Annotated in this window: 15 protein-coding genes; 11 read left to right on the top strand and 4 right to left on the bottom strand. The window is 72.5% G+C overall.

What is annotated here, in order from left to right; translation table 11 throughout:
• Positions 1–74: 74 nt before the first annotated feature.
• Entirely contained in the window at positions 75–671 is a 597-nt protein-coding gene (locus tag AB0B33_RS09420) for a hypothetical protein (protein WP_360768855.1), read from the bottom strand.
• A gap of 56 nt (positions 672–727) precedes the next feature.
• Between AB0B33_RS09420 and AB0B33_RS09415 the strand changes: the two genes are divergently transcribed.
• Positions 728–1,093, top strand: a complete 366-nt coding sequence (locus AB0B33_RS09415) for a DUF488 family protein (protein WP_360768852.1) — start codon at positions 728–730, stop codon at positions 1,091–1,093.
• Between the two features lie 65 nt (positions 1,094–1,158).
• On the opposite strand, the gene AB0B33_RS09410 is transcribed toward AB0B33_RS09415, so the two are convergent.
• Complete coding sequence (locus tag AB0B33_RS09410) at positions 1,159–3,003, bottom strand: sugar-binding domain-containing protein (RefSeq protein ID WP_360768849.1); 1,845 nt, start codon at positions 3,001–3,003, stop codon at positions 1,159–1,161.
• Positions 3,004–3,155: 152 nt separating this feature from the next.
• Entirely contained in the window at positions 3,156–4,193 is a 1,038-nt protein-coding gene (locus AB0B33_RS09405) for a LacI family DNA-binding transcriptional regulator (protein ID WP_360768846.1), read from the bottom strand.
• 150 nt (positions 4,194–4,343) lie between these two features.
• On the opposite strand from AB0B33_RS09405, the gene AB0B33_RS09400 reads away from it, so the two are divergent.
• Genes AB0B33_RS09400 through AB0B33_RS09360 form a run of 9 tightly spaced genes read left to right on the top strand, consistent with a single transcriptional unit; the run spans position 4,344 to position 15,314 of the window.
• Positions 4,344–5,861: a sugar ABC transporter ATP-binding protein gene (locus AB0B33_RS09400; RefSeq protein ID WP_360768843.1), complete on the top strand. Its 1,518-nt coding sequence runs from the start codon at positions 4,344–4,346 to the stop codon at positions 5,859–5,861.
• Positions 5,858–6,898: an ABC transporter permease gene (locus tag AB0B33_RS09395; protein ID WP_360768840.1), complete on the top strand. Its 1,041-nt coding sequence runs from the start codon at positions 5,858–5,860 to the stop codon at positions 6,896–6,898. Before AB0B33_RS09400 ends, AB0B33_RS09395 begins: the two co-directional genes overlap by 4 nt.
• On the top strand, positions 6,891–7,898 hold the full coding sequence (locus AB0B33_RS09390; RefSeq protein WP_360768837.1) for an ABC transporter permease: 1,008 nt from the start codon (positions 6,891–6,893) through the stop codon (positions 7,896–7,898). Before AB0B33_RS09395 ends, AB0B33_RS09390 begins: the two co-directional genes overlap by 8 nt.
• Positions 7,899–7,903: 5 nt before the next feature.
• Positions 7,904–8,965 (top strand): rhamnose ABC transporter substrate-binding protein, encoded by a 1,062-nt coding sequence (gene rhaS, locus AB0B33_RS09385; RefSeq protein WP_360768834.1) that lies wholly within the window; start codon positions 7,904–7,906, stop codon positions 8,963–8,965.
• Positions 8,965–9,300: an L-rhamnose mutarotase gene (locus tag AB0B33_RS09380; RefSeq protein ID WP_360768831.1), complete on the top strand. Its 336-nt coding sequence runs from the start codon at positions 8,965–8,967 to the stop codon at positions 9,298–9,300. Before rhaS ends, AB0B33_RS09380 begins: the two co-directional genes overlap by 1 nt.
• Positions 9,297–10,460 (top strand): L-rhamnose isomerase, encoded by a 1,164-nt coding sequence (gene rhaI / locus AB0B33_RS09375; protein ID WP_360768828.1) that lies wholly within the window; start codon positions 9,297–9,299, stop codon positions 10,458–10,460. Before AB0B33_RS09380 ends, rhaI begins: the two co-directional genes overlap by 4 nt.
• Before the next feature lie 2 nt (positions 10,461–10,462).
• Positions 10,463–12,481 (top strand): bifunctional aldolase/short-chain dehydrogenase, encoded by a 2,019-nt coding sequence (locus AB0B33_RS09370; protein WP_360769492.1) that lies wholly within the window; start codon positions 10,463–10,465, stop codon positions 12,479–12,481.
• An 8-nt stretch (positions 12,482–12,489) separates the two neighbouring features.
• Complete coding sequence (locus tag AB0B33_RS09365) at positions 12,490–13,911, top strand: L-fucose/L-arabinose isomerase family protein (RefSeq protein WP_360768825.1); 1,422 nt, start codon at positions 12,490–12,492, stop codon at positions 13,909–13,911.
• 5 nt (positions 13,912–13,916) lie between these two features.
• Positions 13,917–15,314: a rhamnulokinase family protein gene (locus AB0B33_RS09360; RefSeq protein WP_360769489.1), complete on the top strand. Its 1,398-nt coding sequence runs from the start codon at positions 13,917–13,919 to the stop codon at positions 15,312–15,314.
• Here the strand turns inward: AB0B33_RS09360 and AB0B33_RS09355 are convergent.
• Entirely contained in the window at positions 15,304–15,651 is a 348-nt protein-coding gene (locus AB0B33_RS09355) for a hypothetical protein (protein ID WP_360768822.1), read from the bottom strand. The genes AB0B33_RS09360 and AB0B33_RS09355 overlap by 11 nt on opposite strands.
• Before the next feature lie 159 nt (positions 15,652–15,810).
• Here AB0B33_RS09355 and AB0B33_RS09350 point away from each other — a divergent pair, with 159 nt between their 5' ends.
• Positions 15,811–16,572, top strand: a complete 762-nt coding sequence (locus AB0B33_RS09350; protein WP_360768819.1) for an NPP1 family protein — start codon at positions 15,811–15,813, stop codon at positions 16,570–16,572.
• Positions 16,573–16,574: the final 2 nt, after the last annotated feature.

The raw sequence follows: 16,574 nt of genomic DNA, 5'->3' as shown, positions 1-16,574 counted from the left end.
CCCCCGCGGCGGGAGCTGGGGGTAGGGCCACCCCGGCGACCCCTCCACGGTCGCCGGGGTGGCCCTTCGCGCGTTCAGCGGGCGGAGTCGTCGATCTGCACCGGGTACCCGGCCCGCAGCACGGCGACGGTGGCCGGCGGGGTGAGCACGGGGACGGTCCCTGCCCGGGGCAGCTTCCGCCTGGTGCCGTAACCCGCGGTCGTCCACTCCGTCAGCTGCCCGCCCACGACGAGTTCCGGGTGCCGGCCGCGGAGCACGAAGACGCCGTCGGGCAGCCCGGCCCACGGCAGTTCGTGCCGCCGCCGGAGGTGGGTGCCGCGGACCAGGCGTTCGGCGTGCAGCCGCCGGTTCATCCCGGCGGCCGACGGCGTGGCCGGGCCCGGCCACGCGTCGCGGTAGGCGGTGTAGGCCCGGCGGCGGCACTCCGCGCACGGCCGGTGCCCGGCGGCGAAGGAGACGGCCTCGTCGGGGAAGAACAGGTGCGTGTACCGGTTCGGCAGCCACTGCTCCCGCCACCGGCCGCGGAACTCGAGCGCGCAGGTGATCCACAGGTCGCCGGCGTGGAAGCGGACGATCTCGTGGCCGTCGTGCAGGACGCCCCGGTTGCCGGTCCACGCACCCCGCAGGGGGACGTCGACGACGTCGCCGGTCGGCGTCACGCGGTTGCGCACCAGGTCACCGCCCCGTTCCGGTGGCGGCGCACGCGGGCGCACCGCAGAATGCGCGCATGCAGCCGACGGTCGTCCGGGTGGCGCGCCTGACCGACCCGGCCGGGCCCGCCGACGGCACGCGCGTGCTCGTGGAGCGCCTGTGGCCCCGCGGCACCACACGCACGGCGGTGGTCCTGGACGGCTGGTACCGCGGCCTGGCCCCGTCCGACGACCTGCGCACCTGGTACGGCCACGATCCGGAGCGGTTCGCGGAGTTCGCCGAGCGGTACCGCGCGGAGCTGCTCGAGCCGGACTGCGCGGAGGCGCTGGGGCGGCTGCGGGAACTGGCCGCGGCGGGCCCGCTGACGCTGCTGACGGCGAGCGGCTCGCCCTCGATCAGCCAGGCGGCGGTGCTGGCGGGGCTGCTCACCGGCGAGGGGTGAGGCGACTCCGGCGGAGCCGCTGCCGCGGTTTCGCCGGCGCACCGAGGGCTGCGGGCGGCCGGTCGTCATGAGCCGGTCCCGGCCGTCTTGCCGGTCGCGGTCGTCGTGATCGTCGCCGTCGCGGTGCCCAGCGTGTCGTGCCGCGCGGTCAGCACCAGCGTCCCCGGCGGGCCCGCGAACGGCCGGACCCACACCGCCGCCGCGCCGCCCGTCGCACCGAAGTCGAGCTTCGCGTCCCCGATCAGCTCGCCCGGACCCGCCAGCGCCACCGAAACCGCCCCGGTCGTCCCCGCGCGGACCGTCCCGAACCGGTCGGTCGCCGCGATCACCACGCGGGTCGCGTCGCCGCCGTCCGCGCGCAACGACGGGTCGTCCGGCGTGCAGCCGAGCACGTCCCGGCTCCGGTCTCCGCTGAACCGGCGGCTGACCACCAGCCGCCCGCCGGCGTACCCGTCGATGCGCAGCTGCGGCCGCTGCCCGCGCGGGACCACCAGGTCCACCGCGAACGGCGGGTGCGGCAGGTGCGGGAAGTCCGCCCGGCGGCTGCGCGCGTCGCCCACCGGACGGTCGTCGAGGAACACCGCCAGGCGGTCGCAGTTCGACCAGATCGTCGCACCGCGGCCCGGCCCGGCCGGCTGGGCGGTGAAGTCCCAGTCGAACCCGGGCTCGGCGACCGCCCGCACGTCCGGCGGCCCCTGCGACGCGTAGAACGCCGCCGCGGGCTTCGCGATCCGGAAGATGTCGGCCACCCCCGCGAACTTCGAGCCGCCGACCGAGCGCTGCCAGCCCGACGGGTAGTCGAACGCGCACCACGCCAGCAACCCGCAGTAGCGGTCGTCCGCGGCGGCCAGGTCGTGGGCCTTCGCGTGCAGTTCCGCCTGCAGCTGGCGGGTCGCGGGCGGGTCGGTGCGGCGGTAGGCGCGGACGCCGGCGAGCGTCCCGATCGCCTCCGTCACCAGGTAGGGCACCCCCGGCCGCGGCGGGCGCAGCCGGAACGGTGCTCCGCGGCGCGCGGTGTAGTCGTTGTACGCCAGGATTTCGACGTCGCCGCCGGCGTACCGGGCGCCGGTCGTGCTGGCCAGCGCGCCGCTCGTCGGCCGCGCCGGATCCGCGACGTCCCACAGCCGGACGCCGTCGAGCCCGCGGACGTCGAGCTCGACCGCCGTCCCGCCCGCCGGCATCGACGCGGACCCGCGCGCCAGCTCCCGGCCCGCCTGCCGCACCGAAGCGGTCACCTGGGCGGGCACAGCCCTTTCGAGCTCGCACCGCACGTGCAGCGACCGGCCGAGGGAGAGCACGTCGACCGGGCACGCGAAGACGTCGGTGATCCGGGTGCGCGGCACGGTGCCGATCGTGGCCGGGCGGTAGATCCCGGCCGGCTGGTAGAAGTCGAGCACCGCCGGGCTCGCCCCGGGCAGGTTGGGCGGGACGTCCAGCGCCCACCGCCCGTCGACGACCACGGCGAGGGTGTTGTCGCCTTCGGCGACCCCGGGCAGCTCGACCTCGAACGGGAGGTAGCCGCCCTCGTGGGAGGCGACGAGCGTGCCGTTGAGGTAGACCGCCGCGTTCGTCATAACGCCGTCGAAGCGCGCCCGGTACCGTCCGGCCGTGGTCGCCGTGAAGTGCTTGCGGTAGATCCACCGGTCCTGCCACGACGCCGGGTCCCAGCCGGTCCAGGACAGCGGCGCCACGCAGTGGGGGAGCTGCACGGGATCGAGGCCGGCCTCGTCGAACCCGGCGTCGGTGCAGCCGTCGGCGTACCGCCCGAACAGCCAGAAATCGGTCAGCAGCCCGGAATCCGGGCCGGGCGCGGCGAGCCCGGCCGACCCCGCGACGACGGCGCCCAGCAGCGCGGCTCCGCCCGCGGCGAGGAACCCGCGCCGCGAAAGCCGCCGCTCGTCGCCGGCCATGACGACCTCCGTAAGCCGCGGGGCGTGGTCCGCCCGATCATGCTTCTCCCCCTGTGAATCAGGCGTGGGGCCCCGCGGGTTACACGCGATGGCCGGGAACGCCGGGCTGCGCCCCCGCGGCAAGCCCGCCGGGCCCACCCCGGGCCCGCGGCTCAGCGCAGCGTCGAAGCGCGCACCACCAGCTCCGGCGTGAACACCACCTGCCGGTGCTCGTGGTTCGGCTCGCTGGTCTCCGCCAGCAGCAGCTCCGCGGCCGTCCGGCCCAGCCGGCGGCGGGGCTGGCGCACCGACGTGAGCGGGACGGCGGCCGCCGCGGCGAACTCGATGTCGTCGTAGCCCACGATCGCCAGGTCGTCCGGGACGCCCATGCGCAGGTTCGCGCAGGTCTGCAGGAGCCCGAGCGCGACCAGATCGTTGGCGCAGAACGCGGCGGTCGGGCGGACCGCGGCGGGCAGGCCCGCCAGCCGTTCGCCGGCGCCGCGGCCGTCGGCCACGGTCAGCGCCGCCGTCGTCAGGTCGACCAGGTGGTCCGGAGCGAGGCCCGCGGCGTCCAGCGCCTTCAGCGCCCCGAGCCGCCGGTCGCGGACCTGGCCCACCGTCGTGTGGTTGCCGATGAACGCGATCCGCTCGTGCCCCTGCTCGATCAGGTGCCGCACGGCGATCTCGCCGCCGTAGACGTCGTCGACCGCGACCGAGCAGTGCGTGGTGCCGCCGGGCGTGCGGTCGACGACAACCACCGGCGTGCCGCGGTGCGCGATCTCGTGCAGCAGCGGGGCGTCCGGGTCGACCGGCGTGATGAGGATGCCTTGCACGCGCTGCTGTTCCAGGCGCCCGAGGTAGGCCGCCTCCCGGGACGGCTGGTGCGCGCTGTTGCAGAGGAACAGCGAGAGGTCGCCCGCGTCGGCGGCGTCTTCCATGCCGGCGGCGACGTCGGTGAAGAACGGGTTGCTGCCGTCGAGCATGACGTAGGCCAGCACGCGGCTGCGCCCGGCGCGCAGCTGCCGCGCGGATTCGTTGCGCACGAAGCGGAGTTCGGCCATCGCGGCCTCGACCTTCGCGCGGGTCGCGGGGCTGACGCGGTCGGGCCGGTTGAGCACGTTCGACACCGTGCCGAGGGAGACGCCGGCCGCCGCGGCGACGTCCTTGATGCCCGCGGCTCTCGGCTCGGCACCGGACTCCTGGACCGTCATGGGACCCCCTCATTGAAACGTAATATCGCCACGAACTATCGGCGGACGAAGACGTTCGGCCACGGTTCGGCCGATTCATTGACTTGCTTCTCCGTCGCATAGTAGCGTCACCGCGCCAGGTTTGTGAAACCTTTCAATCCGGAGGTCGCGATGACGCGGCAGGACCCGGGCGCAGCCCCTCTGCTGGAGGTGCGCGGCGTGACCAAGTCGTTCGGCGCCGTCGCGGCGGTCGCCGGCGTGAGCTTCGGCCTGTACGCCGGCGAAGCCCACGCGCTGGTGGGGGAGAACGGCGCCGGCAAGTCCACGATCGTCAAGATGCTCGCCGGGGTGCACAAGCCCGACGACGGCACGTTGCTCATGGACGGCCGTCCGGTGGAGTTCGGCTCGCCGGCCGACGCCAAGGCCGCCGGCATCGCGGTGATCTACCAGGAACCGACGCTCTTCCCCGACCTTTCGGTCGCGGAAAACATCGTGATGGGCCGCCACCCCCGCGCCGGCTTCGGCCGGATCGACCGGGCCGCGATCCGCGCCGAGGCCGAGCGCCTCTTCTCCCGCCTCGGCGTCCGGATCGACCCGGCCCGCCCCGCGCGCGGCCTCTCCATCGCCGACCAGCAGATCGTCGAGATCGCCAAGGCGCTCAGCGCCGACGCCCGCGTGCTGGTCATGGACGAACCGACCGCCGCGCTGACCCAGATCGAAGTCGAGCGGCTCTTCACCGTCGCCCGCACGCTGCGCCAGGAAGGCGCGGCCATCATGTTCATCTCCCACCGCTTCGAGGAGATCACCGAGCTCTGCCAGCGCGTCACGATCATGCGCGACGGCAAGCACGTCTCCACCGACCCGCTCGACGACGTCACCGTCGACGAGATGGTGAAGCGGATGGTCGGGCGCGACCTCGACGCGCTGTTCCCCAAGCAGGACGTCGAACCCGGCGCGGTCGTGCTCGAAGTCGAGGGCCTGGCCCGCGACGGCGTCTTCCGCGACATCTCCTTCTCCGTGCGGGCGGGCGAGATCGTGGCGTTCGCCGGGCTCGTCGGCTCAGGGCGCTCCGAGGTCGTCCAGGCCGTCTTCGGCGTCGACGAGCGCGACGCGGGCGTGGTGAAGGTGAGCGGCAAGAAGCTCAAACCGCACTCGTCGCGGGTCGCGATGGGCGCCGGAATGGCGCTCGTCCCCGAAGACCGCCGCCAGCAGGGCCTGATCATGGACCTGTCGATCGAGCGGAACGTGACGCTGCCGCGCTCCCGCGCGCTTTCGAAGCTCGGTTTCCTGACCGGCGCGAGCGAGCGTCAGGAAGCCCGCCGCTGGACCGAGCGCCTGCGCACCAAGTACCGCCGCCTCGGCGACCCCGTCGGGACGCTCTCGGGCGGCAACCAGCAGAAGGTCGTCCTCGCCAAGTGGCTCGCGATGGCGCCGAAGGTGCTGATCGTGGACGAGCCGACCCGCGGCATCGACGTCGGCACGAAGGCCGAGGTGCACCGGCTGATGTCGGCGCTGGCCGCCGAAGGCGTCGCCATCGTCATGGTCTCCTCGGAACTGCCCGAGGTGCTCGGCATGGCCGACCGCGTCCTCGTGATGCGGGAAGGCCGGATCGTGGCCGAGCTCCCGCGCGCCGACGCGACCGAGGACGCCGTCATGTTCGCCGCGATGGGCCAGGGAGCCGCCGCATGACCGCGACCAAGGAGGCACCGGTGACCAGGGACCCGGCCGTCCACTCCGGACGATCGTGGACCGCGAACGTCTTCAAGGCGCGCGAATCCGGCATCGTCCTCGCCCTGATCGTCCTCGTGGCGTTCACCGCGACGCAGAACTCCCGGTTCCTGTCCGGGCAGAGCATCCGCGACATCCTGCTGGGCACCGCGATCCTGGCCGTGCTGGCCGTCGGCCAGGCGGTCGTGATGATCACCCGCAACATCGACCTGTCGGTCGGCTCGGTGCTCGGCCTGTCGGCGTTCGCGGTCGGCACGCTGATGAAGGACCACCCGGGCCTGCCGGTGCTCGTCGCCGTGCTGGTCGGCCTCGCCGTCGGCGCGGTGTGCGGGCTGCTCAACGGCGCGCTCGTGCGGTTCGGCCAGGTGCCCGCGCTGGTCGTCACGCTGGGCACGCTCTACGCCTACCGCGGCGTCAGCTACTTCTGGGCCGGCGGCCGGCAGATCAACGCGGACAAGCTCCCGGCGTCCTTTTTGGACTTCGGCACGGCGTCGGTGCTCGGCGTGCCGTGGCTGGTCCTGATCGCGCTGCTGGTGCTGGTGCTCGCCGGGATCGTGCTGCGCGGCTACCCGGCCGGGCGCCAGCTGTACGCGATGGGCTCGAGCCCGCAGGCCGCGCAGCTGGCCGGCATCCGGGTCGGCCGCAACACCATCGCCGCGTTCCTCGTCAGCGGCGCCCTCGCCGGGCTCGCCGGTGTCCTGTTCGCGGCTCGCTTCGGCACCGTGGACGCGGCCGCCGGCACCGGCTACGAGCTGAACGTCGTCGCCGCGGCCGTCGTCGGCGGGGTCGCGGTGTTCGGCGGCAGCGGCTCGGTCTGGGGCGCCGGCCTCGGCGCGCTCCTGCTGACCGTCATCGGCAGCGCGCTCGCCGTGCTCGACATCAACCAGTTCTGGCAGCAGGCGATCGTCGGCGCGCTGATCCTGCTCGCGATCGGCGCCGACCGGCTCGTCGCGGTGCGGGTCGCGAAGGCACTGAAGAAGAGGGATTCCCATGTCTGACCAGGGGAACCGGCTCGGCAGGCTGCTCAGCTGGGACGCCGCCGTCGTGCTCGTGACGGTGATCGTCCTGATCGTGGCCTCCGGCGCCGTCGAGAACTTCGGCACCAGCCGCAACTTCACCTTCCTGCTGCTCGACCTGCTCCCGATCGCGCTGGTCGCGCTGCCGATGACGTTCATCATCGTCACCGGCGAGATCGACCTGTCGGTGGCGAGCACGCTCGGGCTGACGTCCGCGGTGATGGGCTCGCTGTGGGACGCGGGGCTGTCGATCGAGACCATCATCCCGCTGTGCATCGTGCTCGGCGCGGTCCTCGGCGCGCTGAACGGCTTCTTCGTCACCGTGCTGAAACTGCCTTCGCTCGCCGTCACCATCGGCACCCTGGCGCTCTACCGCGGCCTGGCGTTCGTGGTGCTCGGCGACGGCGCGGTCGCCGACTTCCCGCGGGACTACACGAGCTGGGTCACCGGGACCATCGGCGACGGCCCGGTCCCGAACGTCCTGATCCCGCTGGTCGTGGTGGCGCTGGTCTTCGGCGTCGTGCTGCACGCGACCCCGGTCGGCCGCGGTGTCTTCGCGGCCGGCGCCGGCGAGCAGGCGGCCCGGTTCGCCGGCATCCGCACCGGGCGGCTCAAGTTCTGGCTGTACGTCGTGAGCGGCGCGGTCGCCGGGCTCGCCGGGGTGCTGTGGACCCTGCGCTACTCCAGCGCCCGCGCCGACAACGGCTTCGGCCTCGAACTCGCCGTCGTGGCCGCCGTGCTCCTCGGCGGCGTGTCCATCTTCGGCGGCAAGGGCACGCTGCCCGGCGTGCTCGCCGGGGTGGTCCTGCTGGCGTCCCTGCAGAACGCGCTGCGCCTGCAGGACGTGTCCAACGAGGCCCTCAACATCGTGACCGGCGTGCTCCTCATCGTGTCGGTCCTGCTCCCCAACGTCGTGACTTCGGCCCGGACGGCGTTGCGCCGCCGGAGCCGAGCGACCGCTCCGGTATCCCCAGAAAGGTGACGAAGATGTCCCGAAGGTTCCTCACCGGCGCAGTGTCGGCCGGGCTGGTGCTGGTCCTGGCCGCCTGCAGCGGCACGACCAAGAACGACAACGCCGGGTCCGGCGCGAGTGAGTCCACCGCCGCGGCGAACCCGAACGCCGCGGCGAAGGAGGGCGTCAAGATGGCGTTCCTGCCCAAGCAGCTCAACAACCCCTACAGCGACATCGAGGTCAGCGGCGGCAAGGACGCGCTGGCCGAGCTGAAGGGCGAGTACAAGCTGGTCGGGCCGAACGACGCCAGCGCGTCGTCGCAGGTCAGCTACATCAACACGCTGATCCAGCAGCAGCAGGACGTCATCGGCATCGCCGCGAACGACCCGAACGCGGTCTGCCCGTCGCTCAACCAGGCCCGCAGCGCCGGCATCAAGATCGTCGCGTTCGACTCCGACGCGGCGAAGGACTGCCGCGACGTCTTCATCAACCAGGCCACCACGCAGGGCATCGGCGAGGCGCTGGCCAAGCAGGCGAAGGACCTCTCCGGCGGCTCGGGCGAGATCGCGGTCCTGTCCGCGACCCCGAACGCCACGAACCAGAACGCCTGGATCGAGGTGCTGAAGAAGGAACTGGCCAAGCCGGAGTACGCGAACATCAAGCTGGACAAGGTCGCCTACGGCAACGACGACGACCAGAAGTCGTTCCAGGAGGCCCAGGGCCTGCTGCAGTCGTTCCCGAACCTCAAGGTGATCGTCTCGCCGACCACCGTGGGCATCGCGGCCGCCGCGCGCTACGTCAGCTCGTCGAGCTACAAGGGCAAGGTCGCGGTGACCGGCCTGGGTACGCCGAACCAGATGCGCGCGTTCGTCAAGGACGGCACCGTGAAGCAGTTCGCGCTGTGGAACCCGGCCGACATCGGCTACCTCGCCGCGTACGCCGGGGTCGCGCTCAAGTCGGGCCAGATCACCGGCAAGGAAGGCGAGAAGTTCAAGGCGGGCAAGCTCGGCGACTACACGATCGGGGCGAGCGGTGAGATCGTCCTCGGCCCGCCGACGACGTTCGACGCGAACAACATCGACAAGTTCAACTTCTGATGCCACGGTACTGCTTCTGCCTCCAGGTCAAGCCCGACCGGATGACCGCGTACGCCGAGCGGCACCGGGCGGTGTGGCCCGAGATGCGGCAGGCCCTGCACGACACCGGCTGGCGCAACTATTCGCTGTTCCTCCGCGGCGACGGCCTGCTGATCGGGTACGTCGAGGCGGACGACCTCGAAGCCGCGCGGGCCGCCATGGCGAAGACCGACGTCAACACCCGCTGGCAGGCGGAAATGGCGGAGTTCTTCACCTGCCTCGATGGCGGTCCGCCGGATGCGGGGTTCCAGCTGCTCGACGAGGTCTTCCACCTCGACGTCCGGGAAGGACAGTGATCGCCGTGGATGTCAAACAGGCCCTGCGGGCCCAGCGCATCGAGACGCCGTCGTGGGCGTACGCGAATTCGGGCACCCGGTTCAAGGTGTTCCCGCAACCCGGCGTCCCGCGGACGGCGGAGGAGAAGATCGCCGACGCGGCGACCGTGCACCGGTTCACCGGGGTCGCGCCGAGCGTGGCGCTGCACATCCCGTGGGACCGCGTCGACGACTTCGGCGCCCTGACCGCGTACGCGCGGGACCTGGGCATCGAGATCGGCGCCATCAACACCAACGTCTTCCAGGACGAGGACTACAAGCTCGGCTCGGTCACCAACCCCGACGCGGGGATCCGCCGCAAGGCGACCGACCACCTCCTGGAAGCCATCTCCATCATGGACGCGACCGGGTCGCGGGACCTGAAGCTGTGGTTCTCCGACGGCATCAACTACCCGGGCCAGGACGACATCCGGGACCGCCAGGACCGGCTCGCGGCGGCGTTGAAGGAGACCTACGACCGGCTCGGCCCGGACCAGCGGATGCTGCTGGAGTACAAGCTCTTCGAGCCCGCGTTCTACGCCACCGACGTCCCGGACTGGGGCACGTCGTACGCGCACTGCGTCGAGCTGGGGGAGAAGGCGACGGTGTGCATCGACACCGGCCACCACGCCCCCGGCACGAACATCGAGTTCATCGTGGCGTTCCTGCTGCGGGCCGGGAAGCTGGGCGCGTTCGACTTCAACTCGCGCTTCTACGCCGACGACGACCTGATGGTCGGCGCGGCGGACCCGTTCCAGCTGTTCCGGATCATGTACGAGATCGTCCGTGGCGAAGCACTCGATCCGTCGTACGGGATCGCGTTCATGCTCGACCAGTGCCACAACATCGAGGCCAAGATCCCGGCGATCATCCGGTCGGTGATGAACGTCCAGGAAGCGACGGCCAAGGCGCTGCTGGTCGACCGCACGGCGCTGCGCGCGGCCCAGCAGTCCGGCGACGTCCTCGGGGCCAACGCCGTGCTGATGGACGCCTACAACACCGACGTCCGGCCGCTGCTGGGCGAGCTGCGCGCGGACGCCGGGCTCGACCCGGACCCGGTCGCGGCCTACCACCGCAGCGGGTACCAGGAGAAGATCGTGGCCGAGCGCGCCGGCGGCACGCAGGCCGGGTGGGGAGCATGAGCATGACCGTCCCGGAAGAACTCGTCGCGCGCAGCAACGCGCTCGGCGCCGACCCCCGGAACACCAACTACGCCGGCGGGAACACCTCCGCCAAGGGCACCGCGGTCGACCCGGTCACCGGCACCCCCGCGGAACTGCTGTGGGTCAAGGGGTCCGGCGGCGACCTCGGCACGCTGACCGAGGCCGGGCTCGCGGTGCTGCGGCTGGACCGGCTGCGGTCCCTCGTGCACGTCTACCCGGGCGTCGAGCGCGAGGACGAGATGGTCGCCGCGTTCGACTACTGCCTGCACGGCCGGGGCGGCGCGGCGCCGTCGATCGACACGGCGATGCACGGTCTCGTGGACGCCGGCCACGTCGACCACCTGCACCCGGACTCGGGCATCGCGCTGGCCACCGCGGCCGACGGCCCCGCGCTGACGAAGGAGTGCTTCGGCGACCGGGTCGCGTGGGTGGACTGGCGCCGGCCGGGCTTCCAGCTGGGCCTGGACATCGCCGCGGTCAAGGCGGCGAACCCGCAGGCCATCGGCGTGATCCTCGGCGGGCACGGCATCACCGCCTGGGGCGCGACTTCGGAGGAGTGCGAGCGCAACTCCCTGGAGATCATCCGGACGGCCGAGGAGTTCCTCGCCGCCCGCGGTGCGCCGGAGCCGTTCGGGCCGGTCGTACCCGGGTTCGAGGCGCTGCCGGAGGCCGAGCGGCACGCGCGCGCCGCGGCGCTGGCGCCGGTGATCCGCGGGCTGGCCTCGACCGACCAGCGCGTGCTCGGCCACTACACCGACAGCGACGTCGTGCTGGAGTTCCTGGCCCGCGAGAAGCTCGGACCGCTCGCCGCGCTCGGGACGTCGTGCCCGGACCACTTCCTGCGCACGAAGGTCCGGCCGCTGGTGCTGGACCTGCCCGCGACCGCGCCGCTGGACGACATCGTCGCGCGGCTGAAGGAACTGCACGCCTCCTACCGCACGGAGTACGCCGCCTACTACGAGCGGCACGCGGTCGCCGGTTCGCCCGCGATGCGCGGTGCGGACCCGGCGATCGTGCTGGTGCCCGGCGTCGGGATGTTCTCCTTCGGCCGCGACGAGCAGACCGCGCGGGTGGCGGGGGAGTTCTACGTCAACGCCATCAACGTGATGCGCGGGGCCGAGGCCGTTTCGTCGTACGCGCCGATCCCGGAGAGCGAGAAGTTCCGGATCGAGTACTGGGCGCTGGAAGAGGCGAAGCTGCGGCGGATGCCGAAGCCGAAGCCCCTGGCCGGGCGGATCGCGCTGGTGACCGGGGCCGGGTCGGGCATCGGCAAGGCCATCGCCGTCCGCCTCGCGGCCGAGGGCGCCTGCGTGGCGATCGCCGACCTGAACGCCGCCGCCGCCGCCGAAGCCGCCGCGGAGACCGGCGGCATCGCGGTGACCGCGGACGTCACCGACGCCGCCGCGGTCCAGGCCGCGGTGGACGCGACCGTGCTCGCCTTCGGCGGGCTCGACCTGGTGGTCAACAACGCCGGGCTGTCGATTTCGAAGCCGCTGCTGGAAACCACCGAACGCGACTGGGACCTCCAGCACGACGTCATGGCGAAGGGGTCGTTCCTGGTCGCCCGTGCCGCGGCGAAGGTGATGATCGACCAGGGCATCGGCGGGGACATCGTCTACATCTCGTCGAAGAACGCGGTGTTCGCCGGCCCCAACAACGTCGCCTACGGGGCCGCGAAGGCCGACCAGGCCCACCAGGTGCGGCTGCTGGCCGCCGAGCTCGGCGGGTACGGGATCCGCGTCAACGGCGTGAACCCCGACGGCGTCGTCCAGGGTTCGGGCATCTTCGCCGGGGGCTGGGGCGCCCAGCGCGCCGCCGTCTACGGCGTCCCGGAGGAGAAGCTGGGCGAGTTCTACGCCCAGCGCACGATCCTCAAGCGCGAGGTGCTGCCCGAGCACGTCGCGGCCGCGGTGTTCGCCCTGACCGGCGGCGACCTCACCCACACCACCGGCCTGCACGTGCCGGTGGACGCCGGGGTGGCCGCCGCGTTCCTGCGCTAGGAGAGCCGATGACCCTCGATCGCATCACGCCGCGCCAGACCCGGGTCGGGCTCGTCTCCGGCGGGCTCGGCGCGTACTGGCCGCAGTTCCCTTCGCTGCTGCCCCAGCTGGAGGCGTCGGCGCGCCGCGTCTCTTCGCGACTGTCCGAACTGGACTGCGAGGTCGTCGACGCCGGGTTCGTCTCGGACGCGGCCGAAGGCGCGGCCGCGGCGGAGAAGCTGCGCGTCGCCGGGTGCGACCTGATCATCGGGTTCCTCACCACGTACCTGACGTCCAGCATGCTGGCCCCGGTCGCGCAGCGCTCGGGCGCGCCGGTGCTGCTGCTCAACCTGCAGCCCACCGAGTCGATGGACCACGAGTCCTTCGACACCGGCGCCTGGCTCGCCTACTGCGGTGCGTGCCCGCTGCCGGAGATGGCCAACGCGTTCCGCCGGCTGGGCGTCGACTTCCGGTCGGTGTCCGGGTACCTGGAAGATCCGCGGGCGTGGACCCGCATCGAACGCTGGATCAAGGCGGCCGGCGTGCGGGCGGCGCTGCGCCACGGCCGCCACGGCCTGCTCGGGCACCTCTACCCGGGCATGATGGACGTCTCCACCGACCCGACCCTGGTCTCGGCCCAGCTCGGCGGGCACGTCGAGATCCTCGAGGTCGACGACCTGCGGGTGCGCGTCGAGAAGGTGTCCGACGACGAGACGGCCACCCGGGTCGCGCTGGCGTGCGACGTGTTCACCGTGGACGAGTCCGTCGTGGACGAAGACTTCGCCTGGGGTGCCCGGGTTTCCGTGGCGCTCGACCGGCTCGTCGAGGACTTCTCGCTGGATTCGCTGGCGTACTACCACCGCGGCCTCGACGGCGAGACCCACGAACGCGTCGGCGCCGGCTTCATCCTCGGCGCGTCGCTGCTCACCGCGCGCGGCATCCCCGCGGTCGGCGAGTACGAGCTGCGCACGTCACTGGCGATGCTGATCATGGACCGGCTGGGCGCTGGCGGCTCGTTCACCGAGCTGCAGGCGCTGAACTTCCACGACGGTGTCGTCGAAATGGGCCACGACGGCCCGGCGCACCTCGGCATCAGCGCCCGCAAGCCGCTGCTGCGCGGCCTCGGCGTCTACCACGGCAAGCGCGGCTGGGGCGTGTCGGTGGAGTTCGACGTCAAGCCGGGCCCGGTCACGCTGTGCGGCCTCGGGCAGCGGCGCGACGGGACGTTCTCGCTCATCGCGTCCGAGGGCACGGTCGTGCCCGGGCCGTTGCTGCGCATCGGCAACACGACCTCCCGCGTCGACTTCGGCTGCGACCCGGGGGAGTGGACCGACGCGTGGTCGGCCAGCGGCATCGCCCACCACTGGGCGCTGGGCACCGGCCACCGCGTCGCCGAGCTGACGGCGGTCGCGGACCTGCTCGGCCTGGAGCTGACGGTGGTGCGCCCGTGAAGCGGGTGGCGGCCGTCGACCTCGGCGCGTCCAGCGGGCGCGTGATGGCCGGCACCGTCGGTCCTTCGACGTTGAGCCTGGCGGAGGTGCGCCGCTTCCCGAACGGCGGCGTCCGCGCCGGGCCGGCGTTGTACTGGGACGTCCTGGGGCTCTACCGCGAAACCCTGGCGGGGATCCGCGACGCCGGCGCGGTGGACGGCGTCGGCATCGACTCCTGGGCCGTCGACTACGGCCTCCTGGACGCCCGGGGCGCGCTGCTCGGCAATCCCTTCTGCTACCGCGATCCCCGCACCGACGGCGTCGCGGAAAAGGTGGCGGCCTCGGTGTCCGCGCGCGAGCTGTACGACGTGACGGGTCTGCAGCAGCTGCCGTTCAACACGCTGTACCAGCTGGTGGCCGAGGGCGACCGGCTCGAAGCGGCGTCGGCGCTGCTGTTGATCCCGGACCTGCTGAACTACTGGCTGACGGGCTCGATCGGGGCCGAGCGGACGAACGCGTCGACGACCCAGCTGTACGACGTCCGTTCCCGGGAGTGGGCTCATCCGCTCGCTTCGCGGGTGGGCATCCCGTCGCGCCTGCTGCCCCCGCTGCGTGATCCCGGCACGGTCGTCGGCACGGCTTCGGAGCTTTCCGGCGTCCCGGTGATCGCGGTGGGCTCGCACGACACGGCGTCGGCGGTGGTCGCTGTCCCGGCGTCTCCGGGGGAGAACTTCGCCTACATCTCGTCGGGCACGTGGTCCTTGGCCGGCCTGGAGCTGCCCGCACCGGAGCTGAGCGACGCGGCGTTGGCGGCGAACTTCACGAACGAGGGCGGCGTCGACGGCACCATTCGTTTCCTGCGCAACGTGATGGGCCTGTGGGTGCTGTCGGAGACGCTGCGCACGTGGTCATCCCCGGACCTCCCGGGGTTGCTGACGGCCGCGGCTTCGTCTCCGGCGCTGGCGGCGGTGGTGGACATCGACGCCCCGGAGTTCCTGCCCCCGGGCGACATGCCCGCCCGCATCGCGGCAGCGTGCACGGCCACCGGTCAGCCCGTTCCCGCGGACCGGCCCGCGATGGTCCGCTGCATCATCGACAGCCTGGCCGTGGCCCACCGCCGCACGATCCGCGAGGCAGCCCAGCTGACCGGCCGCGTGGTGGACGCGGTCCACCTGGTCGGCGGCGGCGCCCGCAACGAACTCCTCTGCCAGTCGACGGCGGACGCGTGCGGCGTCCCGGTCCTGGCGGGCCCGGTGGAGGCGGCGGCGCTGGGGAACGTGCTGGTCCAGGCCCGGGCGCTGGGGGAGGACCTCCCGGACCTGGCGGCGATGCGGGCGCTGGTGCGGGAGACGCAGGAGATCCGCCGCTACGAGCCGTCGGGCCAGGGGGACTGGGACGCCGCCGAGGCCCGGCTCAGAGGTTGATGTTGCCGTGCACGTCGCCGGCCTGGATGACCTTGCCCGTCACGGTGCCGGTCACCGTGTTGTGCACGCCGCCGTACGTCACGCGGCCCTCCGGGAGCTTCTCCCACTCCGTTCGCAGGGCTTCCGCGAACTCCCGGTCCTCCGTCCCGGCCGACTCCAGCCGCTCGGCGAGCGCCCGGATCGGCTGGGTGTCGGACGACGGCGCCGACGCGGCCCCTTCCAGGGCCAAAGTGGCCGCAGGGTCCTTGGCGAACTTGCGTTTCACCAGGTCGTAGAGGCCAGTCGCCCCCTTCGCCGCCAGTGCGGCGGCGATGGAGATCAGGATGGGTTCGGGCATGCTTCAAACGTAGCGGCGCCCCGGCCGCGGAACCAGTTCTGCGCGTTCGTGCCCCACGGATAGCGGCAGCCGGGCAGACTCGCGCCGCCGCGGTTGCCAATCCGGAGCGATCACACGAGCCTGGTCGGAAAATCACCGACGAACCCGCAGGAGCCCGCGATGGCGCACCGTTCCCGCACCCTGGCCGCCGCTGCCGCCGGCGCGCTGGCCCTCTCCGTCCTCTTCCCCGCGACCGCTCTCGCCGACCCGCCGGGCGCCCTGCCCGCGAACGCGAGCGACTTCGAAAAGACGTTCCAGCCGGCCTTCGACTACGACAAGGACGGCTGCTACCCGACCCCCGCCATCGGCCCCGACGGCACGATCGCCCCCGGCCTGTCCCTCGGCGGCGACACCAACGGCCACTGCCGCGACTCCTGGGACCTCGACAACACCAACTCCTACTCGCGCCAGAAGTGCGACAACGGCTGGTGCGCGGTCATGTTCACCCTCTACTTCGAGAAGGACCAGGCCTCCCTCGGCCCGGGCAGCGCCGGCCACCGGCACGACTGGGAGCACGTCGTCGTCTGGGTCAAGGACGACCAGGTCGAGTACGTCGCCACCTCCCAGCACGGCGGCTTCGCCGTCCACGACCGCGCGAGCCTGCGCTTCGAGGGCACCCACGCGAAGGTCGTCTACCACAAGGACGGCGGCTCGACGCACTGCTTCCGCGCGGCCAACGGCAACGACGACCCGCCCGAGAACCACAAAGGCACCTGGCAGTACCCGGCCCCCGTCGGCTGGGACGGCTACCCCGCGGGCCTGCGGGACAAGCTCACCCAGGCCGACTTCGGGAGCGCCACCTTCGGCATCAAGGACGACCAGTTCGCCGGCAACCTCGCCAAGGCCAAGCCGGCCGGCATCCCGTTCGACGAGAACGCCTAGCA

It is taken from the genome of Amycolatopsis sp. NPDC049159 (assembly GCF_040648295.1).
GTDB classification, from domain to species: Bacteria; Actinomycetota; Actinomycetes; order Mycobacteriales; family Pseudonocardiaceae; genus Amycolatopsis; species Amycolatopsis pretoriensis_A.
This window is presented reverse-complemented; position numbering and strand designations above follow the sequence as displayed.